This window comes from Mesorhizobium sp. M0715 (assembly GCF_040320355.1).
Taxonomy (GTDB): Bacteria; Pseudomonadota; Alphaproteobacteria; order Rhizobiales; family Rhizobiaceae; genus Mesorhizobium.
Genome location: NZ_JAMYPL010000054.1, coordinates 1 through 11267, shown reverse-complemented (window position 1 = coordinate 11267; position 11267 = coordinate 1). Strand labels below are relative to the sequence as shown.

Here is an 11267-nt window from a genome sequence, read left to right as displayed (position 1 = left end):
GATGAGAACAATCTCGTAGTCGTCATCGAGCAGCCGAACCTGTTCGGGACGCAATAGCGGTGCACCTTGATGTGAATTCTGAATGTTCCAATCGAACGTTCGCGCCTGGCTGTAGGAAATCGATTGGGCTTGAAATGTGAATCCACCGATAGCTTTGGAAATGTAGTTCGGAGTCTCGTCATCTACCTCGATGTTCCTAGAAGCGCGCCGGCAGCCCGGGCGGGGGGCTTGGGGTTAGACTGCCAGCGCACGCCACTCATAAAGAGCGGCCTCTTTTCGCGGTTCGGACACCCATAGTCAACCCGGCAACGTCTGGATGCCCGCTGTGCTTTTTGCAGAGCGGCGATGCCGGGCATATCGGCCGATCCTGTCTAGGATGGTGTGGCCACTCTCGTCGGCCGAGTTGATGCTCCAGCCAGTATCGCCTTGCCGACCAGCATGAGTTCGCCGTTAGCAATCCATTGTTGCGGGCGTTCCAGTCACGGCCTTCCATTCGGCGATGGCTTGCAAGCGATGAACATGTATGGCGAGAGCAGAACGTTTGGGGCGGGGGACGAAGAGGTTGCGGAGGGCTGACAAGGTCGAGACGAAGCGTTGCAGGCCTCCCGGCGATCGGACCCCTGCATCATCCGTTCCCGTTTTCGCGGCGGCACATGGGAATTCTCCGCTCTGTTGTTCAACCCCTTGTGCGACCGGTGCTCGACGTCCGGCATCATCTGTCGCTTTGCCGCTCCATACGAGCGAAGCTAGTCGGTGATCATGCGCTTCGGCGCGAGCCCCTGCTTCTTCCACAGCCGCGTCAGCAAGCGCAACCTCTCGCAGGGTGCGCTCTCAGAGTTCGTTCCTGCGCAGCGGCCTTGTTATCTCGATACTGGATAAGCGTCTACGAACCTACGCGCCGCATAACGAGCTTTGTTGCGCTGGTCGGTTGCGAAGGGTGGCTCTATGCATCGCAGTGGCGGACGCGAAATCCTCACCATGCTTCTGCATCGCGCTATTTGGCTTGCCGAACACCCAATTTCGCCGGCACGCTGCCGCTGAATACGATGATCATCTCGCATTCTTGCTATGGAGACTGTCGTCCTTCCTGGGCACGCGGCTGACGGCGACGAAAGCGGGTTTATTCATGCAACACCCCTTTTTGGCAGGCAAGCTGGTGGACTTCGGGATGTCGGGGGCGAATATAGCGAAGACTCCCGCCGCTCGCTGATGCATTCTGGACGCAACCGCATCGAGCCGATGTGTTCGAGACGCTTCGCGGCTGCAGTCGCCGAACGATGGCGTGGTTATGCGACCTGTTCGGCATGGCTACCCCCGTCCAGTCAGGCGTTCACGAAGGTGTTTGTCGAGAGTTCGTGGAGAAAGTCCGCCACTTATCGTTGGCGAGGGCTTTGCTCCGGAGTGGCGATCGGTGCGCTGATCGACAGGCAGGCTCTGGCCAAAATCGAATCCCATGCCGTCGCGAAAGGCCGCAGAATCGATGCGGGGGCAAACGCATCGCGCGAATGGCACGTCGAACTATCGGTCCGGTCTCCAGCGAGATGACCATCGCGCAAGAAAGAGACATTCGGGCGGCTGGCGCCTGTGATTGCTTCGACGATGCGGATAGGTCGTGCATGAGGCCAACGACACGATCTACGGCCTTCCCCCACATTTGTGCCTCAAACGGAAGCGTGTTTGGCGTGTCGCCGAGGCCTTGGAATATGGCATAGTGGTATGAACACGGGACGCATGTCGTCGGAAGCCGCGCCTTTCGGCCGAGTGAAGCAGTCCGGCATCGGGCGGGAGGGTTCCCGCCATTGCCTCGAGGACTACCTCGAAATGAAATACCTCTGCACGGGCGGCATCTGAAGCATGGGCTTGCAGGGCTCGCAGACCGGTAAACCAGCGAGCCATCTCCAAATATGTGAATTGTGGATTGCTCCTCGACGGGAGCTGAGGGGCGGCTCCGCAAGCCTTACGACGCTCTTTGCGAGCCGTAGCTGCCGAGCTGGCAAAAGGCCGGGCTACGTCGCGCCAGCGCAATCGGCGCGCAGAAAATTAGGCCTACCCGCTCCGGGACCGCGGACCTCGTCAGCTTCTCGTAAGTATGCCCGAGTAGGTTGCTCAGCTGATCTGTGGACGTGAGGCTAACGTGAACCGGCACAAATTTGACCTATCCAATGTAACAGGTTGGCGGCAGGTGCAGCCCCCGGCATCTCAAGAGCAAGCGGCACAGGCCGGGCAAGAGGGCTTTGAGCAGCGCTCGGGCGAGGCGCGCCAAGCCGCTGCCCAAATTCCCGCCCCCGGCGTTCCGGCTCTGCCAGACCCGTTCCATCCTCATCCGTCTCACGGAGACCTGAGCCTCATCGAAGGCGCGGCCCCATGGGAAGCGCAGCCCATGATGCAAGGGAGCGGACAAGAACACGCCGCGGCGCCGTACGCCGGAGGCAGTGGGTCGATGCTAGGTGCCTCGGTGCTGCAGCCGGGTCACTCAACGGCGCGCCATCATCATGCGCCGGATTCGTCAGTGGGTGATCTGAATCCTTCCGCACCGTTCGAGTTGCGTGACCATGCTCGTTCCCCCGTGCCGGCGGCGGTGCAGCCAGATCCTCCAGTAGTGGTCTCCGACGGTCGCGGCTGCAAGCGTCCTCTTTATTCCAACGATGCGACCGTTGTCGAAGGGCTGAGGTCACTCTACGCGGGTAAGGCCAAGGAGGAAACGGTCAAGCGCCATGTAAATTCTCTTTACGGCTTTGGTCGTTGGCTCTTTAAAAATAACAAGCCGGGATTTGCTGCTCGGCTTCACGAGGAGTCGCTGGATGAAGATCTCAAGGAGTACGAGAGCAGTGGTGGCTCCTCGACTGTGGCTGTGGCACTGCGTCGTCTCAGAGAGTCGGCGGGCGGAGTGCCAATGGTGGGCCGCGCTGTCCTGAATCCCGACCCTGCCGACGCCGTGCTCATCAAAGAGTACAAAGCGGCTCTCATCAAAGAGTACAAGGGAGCGCCTGCGACCGGGCCGAATCGCCAAACCATTCACGACTATGGAGCTACTCTTAGACGTTTCAGTGAATACCTGGTTGAAAACAACAAGCCGGGGATTGCGGCTCGGCTTCACGAGGAGTCGCTGGATGAAGATGCCAAGCGCTATAAGGCCTCCAGTGGTGACCGGAGGATCATTGCACTAGCTCAACTCCGGAAGTTCCTGCCGTCCGCCGCACTCGGGCGCGAAATTGCCCTTGCTGCTCGTCCGGAAGACGCACTCGGCATGGAGGCTCGTGCCATTGGGGACGCCGCTGCGCAGCACAGCGGGCCGCAGAAGGCATTGGGTCGGCCAGAGAAGCTCCCTGGGGAAGCTAATGAAGACGCCGCTGTTCTGCCATCGTCTTTCGTACCAACTGGGCACCATCACCAAGCCTCGGATCCCGCAGAGTCCTTTCGTCCCCTGATCTGGCGCGACGGCGACCAGCGCGCGCCGGACGAGCGGATCGCTGCACAGGACAGGAGCAACCTGCTACCAAGCGAGGAGGTGCCACTGAGGCCACCGGAATTCGCTCCTCCCAGCTTGCGGGCGGGGAATTCCGCCTCGCCAGAGCTCTTTCCTGAGGGGATGTCCCCCGCGGTCGAAGGGTTTTTTGGTGTTTTCGGCGACCCCAGCGGGCGGGTGCTCGGCGCATTGCAATTGCTAGGCGACGAACATATCCACAGGGATTACCAGCTCCTGGAGCAGGAGTTGCAGGGGAACAATCCAGAACTCGCCGCCCGGACGCGGTTCGTGGATCCCCTCGTAGCCAATTATCATCTGCGCTTGGGCTCCGAGAGCGACAAGCTAAGCGCATTCCAGCGCATCGTCCATAATCAGAACGGTAACGACACAGCCGACTTCCTGTTCGTGCCAGTGAGCGATGGCGGTAAGACTCTTGCGGAGCGCGGCAAACATTGGTCGCTGCTGTTCGTTGATCGCAGCGACCGGGAACGGCCGGTTGCCTATCATTATGACTCCGTCAGCGGATGGCATGACAAGCTTGCAAAACACCTCGCAGAAAGGCTGGGCGCCAGCCTGGAGACCCGCGTGGACTTACCCCGCATCGCCCAGCAGAGCAACGAGTGGGATTGCGGAGTCTACGTGGTGGACGGCACGCGGGCGCTGGTTGGGCGATTGCAAAGATGGCAGCCAGACCTGCCAGACCTGAACCTCAACAACCTCGTCGTCAATCGGCAGGCACTACAAACCCGACTCATGGGTGACGATACATCTGGAACGGCAAATTATCTCACGAACTTTGAACTCATGGACCGACAGGCGCGAGACGCGGTTAAGGAAAGCCCCGTTGGGACGTTTCACCAGCGGATCAAGCGGCTCGGCCAGTCAGCGCGAGCGTTGCACGACAGAGCCCTGGCTCCAGTCGCGCCGGACCAAGGCAACCCAGACTCGGTGTTCGTACGGGACGTTGTTCCCGGGGAAACACGCCATCATCATGCGCCGGATTCGTCAGTGGTTGATCTGAATCCCCCCGCACCGTTCGAGTTGCGTGACCATGCTCGTTCTATGCCGGCGGCGGTGCAGCCAGATCCTCCAGTAGTGGTCTCCGGTCGCGACAAGCGTCCTCTTTATTCCAACGATGCGACCGTTGTCGAAGGGCTGCGGTCAGCACTCTATGCCGGTAAGGTCGGGGAGCGCACGGTCACGGACCATGTAAATTCTCTTCTCGGCTTTGGTCGTTGGCTCTTTGATAATAACAAGCCGGGATTTGCTACTCGGCTTGACGATCCGTTGCTGGATCAGGATCTCAAGGAGTACCAGCGCGAGAGTGGCTCCTCGAACGTGGCTAGAGCACTGGGTCGTCTCAAAGAGTCGGCGGGCGGAGCGCCAATGGTGGGCCGCGCTGCCCTGAATCCCGACCCTGCCGACGCCGTGCTCATCAAAGAGTACAAAGCGGCTCTCATCAAAGAGTACAAGGGAGCGCCTGCGACCGGGCCGAATCCCAAAACCACTCAGGACTATGCGGCTACTCTTAGACGTTTCAGTCAATACCTGCATGAAAACAACAGGCCGGGGATTGCGGCTCGGCTTTACGAGGGGTCGCTGGATGAAGATGCCAGGCGTTATTTGGACTCCAGTGGTAACCGGTGGATCAGTGCACTAGCTCATCTCCGGAAGTTCCCGCCGTACGCCGCACTCGGGCGCGAAATTGCCCTTGCTGCTCGTCCGGAAGACGCAGTCGGCATGGAGGCTCGTGCCATTGGGGACGCCGCTGCGCAGCACAGCGGGCCGCAGAAGGCATTGGGTCGGCCAGAGAAGCCCCCTGGGAAAGCTAAGCAGCTGAGCGAGATCGGCAATTCAGGCGCTCGCGTGCTGATGCAGGCCCCCACCCATCAAGTGGGTGCATTGGCATGGGAGGCGCAGCCCATGATGCTGGGGGACGAGCACCTGGCACCGCATACCGGAGGCAGTGGGTCGATGCTGGGTGCCTCGGTGCTGCAGCCGGGTCACTCAACGGCGCGCGATTCGTCAGTGGTTGATCTGAATCCCCCCGCACCGTTCGAGTTGCGTGACCATGCTCGTTCTGTGCCGGCGGCGCCTGCCGGGCCAGCGTTCGCCAGGGCTGAGGAGACGCCCTCCGCGGTTGGCGAGGCCGCGGAGGCCGCAAGGTGGGCTCGGTTGCAAAAGCAAATGGACGAACCAGTGCATGATCCCGGCCCTCAAGTGGATACATCGCCATGGGAGGCGCAACTCATGGTGCAAGGGAGCGGACAAGAACACGCCGCGGCGCCCTACGCCGGAGGCAGTGGGTCGATGCTGGGGGCCTCGGTGCTGCAGCCGGATCACTCAACGGCGCGCCATCATCATGCGCCGGATTCGTCAGTGGTTGATCTGAATCCCCCCTCACCGTCCGAGTTGCGTGACCCTGCTCGTTCTGTGCCGCCGGCGCCTGCCGGGCCAGCGTTCGCCAGGGCTGAGGAGACGTCCTCCGCGGTTGGCGAGGCCGCGGTGGCCGAAAGGTGGGCTCGGTTGCAAAAGCAGAAGGTCGACGCTGATTTGTCGGGATATTTCGACTCGATTCCGCACGCGGACCTTCTACGATCGCCATGGGAGGCGCAACTCATGACGCAAGGGAGCGGACAAGAACACGCCGCGGCGCCCTACGCCGGAGGCAGTGGGTCGATGCTGGGTGCCTCGGTGCTGCAGCCGGGTCACTCAACGGCGCGCGATTCGTCAGTGGTTGATCTGAATCCCCCCGCACCGTTCGAGTTGCGTGACCATGCTCGTTCTGTGCCGGCGGCGCCTGCCGGGCCAGCGTTCGCCAGGGCTGAGGAGACGCCCTCCGCGGTTGGCGAGGCCGCGGTGGCCGAAAGGTGGGCTCGGTTGCAAAAGCAAATGGACGAACCAGTGCATGATCCCGGCCCTCAAGTGGATACATCGCCATGGGAGGCGCAACTCATGGTGCAAGGGAGCGGACAAGAACACGCCGCGGCGCCCTACGCCGGAGACAGTGGGTCGAGGCTAGGTGCCTCGGTGCTGCAGCCGGGTCACTCAACGGCGCGCCATCATGATGCGCCGGATTCGTCAGTGGTTGATCTGAATCCCCCCGCACCGTCCGAGTTGCGTGACCCTGCTCGTTCTGTGCCGCCGGCGGTGCAGCCAGATCCTCCAATAGGGGTCTCCGGTCGCGACAAGGGTCCTCTCTATTCCAACGATGCGACCATTGTCGAAGGGCTGAGGTCAGCATTGGAGAGCACGGTCAAGCGCCATGTAAATTCTCTTCTCGGCTTTGGTCGTTGGCTCTTTGATAATAACAGGCCGGGATTTGCTGCTCGGCTTCACGAGGAGTCGCTGGATCCGGATCTCAAGGAGTACGAGAGCAAGAGTGGCTCCTCGGACGTGGCTAGAGCAGTGGGTCATCTCAAGACGTGGGCGGGCGGAGCGCCAGTGCTGGACCGCGCCGCTGTCCTGAATAATCCCGACCCTGCCGACGCCGCGCTCATCAGAGATTACACAGCGGCTCCCATCAAAGAGTACAAGGCAGCGCCGACCGGGCCGAATCCCGCTACCATTCAGACCTATGGATCTGCTCCTAGACGTTTCAGTGAATACCTGGTTGAAAACAAAAAGCCGGGGATTGCGGCTCGGCTTCACGAGGGGTCGCTGGATGAAGATGCCAAGCGCTATAACAACTCCGGTGGGATCAGTGCACTAGCTCATCTCCGGAAGTCCGAACTCGGGCGCGAGCTCCCTGGGAAAGCTAATGAAGACGACGCTGTTCTGCCATTGCCTTTCGTGCCAACTGGGCCCCATCACCAAGCCTCGGATCCCGCAGGGTCCTTTCGTCCCCTGATCTGGCGCGACGGCGACCAGCGCGCGCCGGACGAGCGGATCGCAGCACAGGACAGGAGCAACCAGCTACCAAGCGAGGAGGTCCTCATCAACCGTGAGCATGATACAGCGGAGTTGAGACCAGCGAAGAGGCAAAGGACCCCGAACAGTCGTCTGCAGGACGTTGCCACTGAGCCGCAGCTGAGCGAGATCGGCAATTCAGGCGCTCGCGTGCTGATGCAGGCCCCCACCCATCAAGTGGGTGCATTGCCATGGGAAGCGCAGCCCATGATGCAAGGGAGCGGACAAGAACACGCCGCGGCGCCGTACGCCGGAGGCAGTGGGTCGATGCTGGGTGCCTCGGTGCTGCAGCCGGGTCACTCAACGGCGCGCCATCATCATGCGCCGGATTCGTCAGTGGTTGATCTGAATCCCCCCGCACCGTCCGAGTTGCGTGACCATGCTCGTTCTGTGCCGGCGGCGGTGCAGCCAGATCCTCCAATAGGGGTCTCCGGTCGCGACAAGGGTCCCCTCTATTCCAACGATGCGACCGTTGTCGAAGGGCTGAGGTCAGCTTACGCGGGTAAGGTCAAGGAGAGCACGGTCAAGCGCCATGTAAATTCTCTTCTCGGCTTTGGTCGTTGGCTCTTTGACAATAACAGGCCGGGATTTGCTGCTCGGCTTGACGAATCGTCGCTGGATCAGGATCGCAAGGAGTACGAGAGCAGGGGTGGCCCCTCGGAGTACGAGAGCAGGGGTGGCCCCTCGATCGTGGCTAGAGCACTGGGTCGTCTCAAGACGTTGGCGGGCGGAGCGCCAGTGGTCGACCGCCCTGTCCGGAATCCCTACCCTGCCGACGCCGCGCTCATCAGAGATTACACAGCGGCTCTCATCAAAGAGTACAAAGAAGCGCCTGCGACCGGGCCGAATCGCGGTACCATTCAGGTCTATGGATCTACTCTTATACGTTTCAGTGAATACCTGCATGAAAACAAAAAGCCGGGGATTGCGGATCGGCTTCACGAGGGGTCGCTGGATGAAGATGCCAAGCGCTATGTGAACTCCGGTGGTAACCGGAGGATCAGTGCACTAGCTCATCTCCGGAAGTTCGCACCCGGGCGCGAAATTGCCCTTGCTGCTCGTCCGGAAGACGCAGTCGGCATGGAGGCTCGTGCCATTGGGGACGCCGCTGCGCAGCGCAGCGGGCCGCAGGAGGCATTGGGTCGGCCAGAGAGGCCCCCTGGGAAAGCTAAAGACGGGCGGGTGCTCGGCGCATTGGAATGGCTAGGCGACGAACATATCCAGAGGGATTACCAACTCCTGGAGCAGGAGTTGCAGGGGAACAATCCAGATCTCGCCGCCCGGACGCGGTTCGTGGATCCCCTCGTAGCCAATTATCATCTGCGCTTGGGCTCCAAGAGCGTCATGCTAAGCGCATTCCAGCGCATCGTCCATAAGAACGGCAACGACACAGCCGACTTCCTGTTCGTGCCAGTGAGCGATGCCGGTACGACTCGTGAGGAGCGCGGCAAACATTGGTCGCTGCTGTTCGTTGATCGCAGCGACCGGGAACGGCCGGTTGCCTATCATTATGACTCCTACAACGGATGGCATGACCCGCTTGCAAAAGAGCTCGCAGAAAATCTGGGCGCCAGCCTGGAGACCCGCGTGGGCGTATCCCGCATCGCCCAGCAGAGCAACGTGGTGGATTGCGGAGTCTACGTGGTGGACGGCACGCGGGCGCTGGTTGGGCGATTGCAATCGCAGCCAGATGACCTGAACCTCAACAACCTCGTCGTCAATCGGCAGGCACTACAAACCCGCCTCAGGGGTGACGATACATTCGGAACGGCAAATAATCTCACGAACTTTGAACTCATGGACCGACAGGCCCGAGACGCGGTTAAGGAAAGCCCCGTTGGGACGTTTCACCAGCAGATCAAGCGGCTCGGCCAGTCAGCGCCAGACGTTGCTCCCGGGGACCCATTTAAATTTCAAAGTCTTGAGAGCAAGGGGGACGCCGCTGCGCAGCACAGCGGGCCGCAGGAGGAATACAGTTGGCCAGAGTATCTCCCCCCTGGGAAAGCTAATGAAGACGACGCTGTACTGGCATCGTCTTTCGTGCCAACTGGGCCCCATCACCAAGCCTCGGATCCCGCAGGGTCCTTTCGTCCCCTGAGCTGGCGCGACGGCGACCAGCGCGCGCCGGACGAGCGGATCGCAGCACAGGACAGGAGCAACCAGCTACCAAGCGAGGAGGTCCTCATCAACCGTGAGCATGATACAGCGGAGTTGAGACCAGCGAAGAGGCAAAGGACCCCGAACAGTCGTCTGCAGGACGTTGCCACTGAGCCGCAGCTGAGCGAGATCGGCAATTCAGGCGCTCGCGTGCTGATGCAGGCCCCCACCCATCAAGTGGGTGCATTGCCATGGGAAGCGCAGCCCATGATGCAAGGGAGCGGACAAGAACACGCCGCGGCGCCGTACGCCGGAGGCAGTGGGTCGATGCTGGGTGCCTCGGTGCTGCAGCCGGGTCACTCAACGGCGCGCCATCATCATGCGCCGGATTCGTCAGTGGTTGATCTGAATCCCCCCGCACCGTCCGAGTTGCGTGACCATGCTCGTTCTGTGCCGGCGGCGGTGCAGCCAGATCGCCCAAAAGTGGTCTCCGGTCCCGACAAGGGTCCTCTTTATTCCAACGATGCGACCCTTGTCGAAGGGCTGAGGTCAGCACTCTATGCCGGTAAGGTCGGGGAGATCACGGTCAAGCGCCATGTAGATATTCTTTTCGGCTTTGGTCATTGGCTCGTTGAAAATAACAAGCCGGGGATTGCGGATCGGCTTCACGAGGAGTCGCTGGATCGGGATCGCAAGGAGTACGAGATCTGGGGTGGCGGCCCCTCGGCCGTGGCTGGGTCACTGGGTCGTCTCAAGACGTGGGCGGGCGGAGCGCCAGTGATGGGCCGCCCGGCCCTGAATCCCCACCCTGCCGACGCCGTGCTCATCAGAGAGTACACAGCGGCTCTCATCAAAGCGTACGAGGCAGCGCCGACCGGGCCGAAACCCCGTACCGTTGAGGTCTATGGGTCTGCTCTTAGACGTTTCAGTCAATGCCTGGTTGAAAACAAAAAGCCGGGGATTGCGGATCGGCTTCACGAGCGGTCGCTGGATGAAGATGCCAAGCGCTATATGAAAACCGCTGAAATCAGTGCACTAACTCATGTCCGGAAGTTCGCACTCGGGCGCGAAATTGCCCTTGCTGCTCGTCCGGAAGACGCAGTCGGCATGGAGGCTCGTGCCATTGGGGACGCCGCTGCGCAGACCGCGGCACAAGCTCATGGCCACGCAGGAGAGCAGGGACCCATCTCTCGAGCTCAACAAGTCGCGCCAGCGCCGTTTGAACGGCACTTGGGCAAGAAGCGCGAGGCCCAGGACGGACTGACGAGTACACTTGACAGGAGCAACCTCGTGAACAGCGGGGGCGTCATCATAAACAATGAACATTCCACAGCGCTGTTGAGACCGGCGAAGAGGCAGAGGACTGATAATCCGCAAAGCCGCGCCATGGGGCGGCAACTGAGCGAAGCAACCACGACGTCCATCAGCCAAGCCTCCGATCAAGCCCGAGCGGACCTAGTGGCTTCCTTCAGAAGCAGGGAGCGCTCCGACGCGGGGCGTTGAGCTCCATGGCTGGGGTCAAGCAGAACAGCTCTCTTGACGACAGAGGCGCTGATGCGATCTCCGGACCGGTAGCTCTCGCCGTAATTGATCAGGCTGGTACTGTTGGAAGGCTTGATCAGCCTCGTCACCCCAATCTCCAGCATAGCTCACTGTCACGCGGCCAACGTGCCTCCGTAGCTAACATCTACGTCAGCGTTGAAGAAGTAGCCTGCGCCACGGGATGTTTTGACCAGGCGAGGGTTGGCCGCATCAGCCTCCAGCTTTCGGCGCAAGCGCATGATTAGGACATCGA

The 11267-nt window shown here is 61.0% G+C and carries 2 protein-coding genes and 3 pseudogenes; 2 read left to right on the top strand and 3 right to left on the bottom strand.

Features of this window, described 5'->3' with window-relative positions:
* Together NKI21_RS31955 and NKI21_RS31950 are read right to left on the bottom strand one after the other, a co-directional pair.
* A pseudogene (locus tag NKI21_RS31955) lies at positions 1–183 on the bottom strand (type IV secretory system conjugative DNA transfer family protein); the annotation flags it as partial.
* A 267-nt stretch (positions 184–450) separates the two neighbouring features.
* Positions 451–809 (bottom strand): annotated as a pseudogene (locus NKI21_RS31950) (DDE-type integrase/transposase/recombinase); the annotation flags it as partial.
* A gap of 507 nt (positions 810–1316) precedes the next feature.
* Here NKI21_RS31950 and NKI21_RS32440 point away from each other — a divergent pair.
* Positions 1317–1851 (top strand): annotated as a pseudogene (locus tag NKI21_RS32440) (aldehyde dehydrogenase family protein); the annotation flags it as partial.
* A gap of 283 nt (positions 1852–2134) precedes the next feature.
* Complete coding sequence (locus NKI21_RS31940; protein ID WP_352869246.1) at positions 2135–10975, top strand: Ulp1 family isopeptidase; 8841 nt, start codon at positions 2135–2137, stop codon at positions 10973–10975.
* Between the two features lie 152 nt (positions 10976–11127).
* Here the strand turns inward: NKI21_RS31940 and NKI21_RS31935 are convergent.
* A partial coding sequence (locus tag NKI21_RS31935; protein ID WP_352546282.1) for a winged helix-turn-helix domain-containing protein occupies positions 11128–11267 on the bottom strand: 140 nt, incomplete at its 5' end.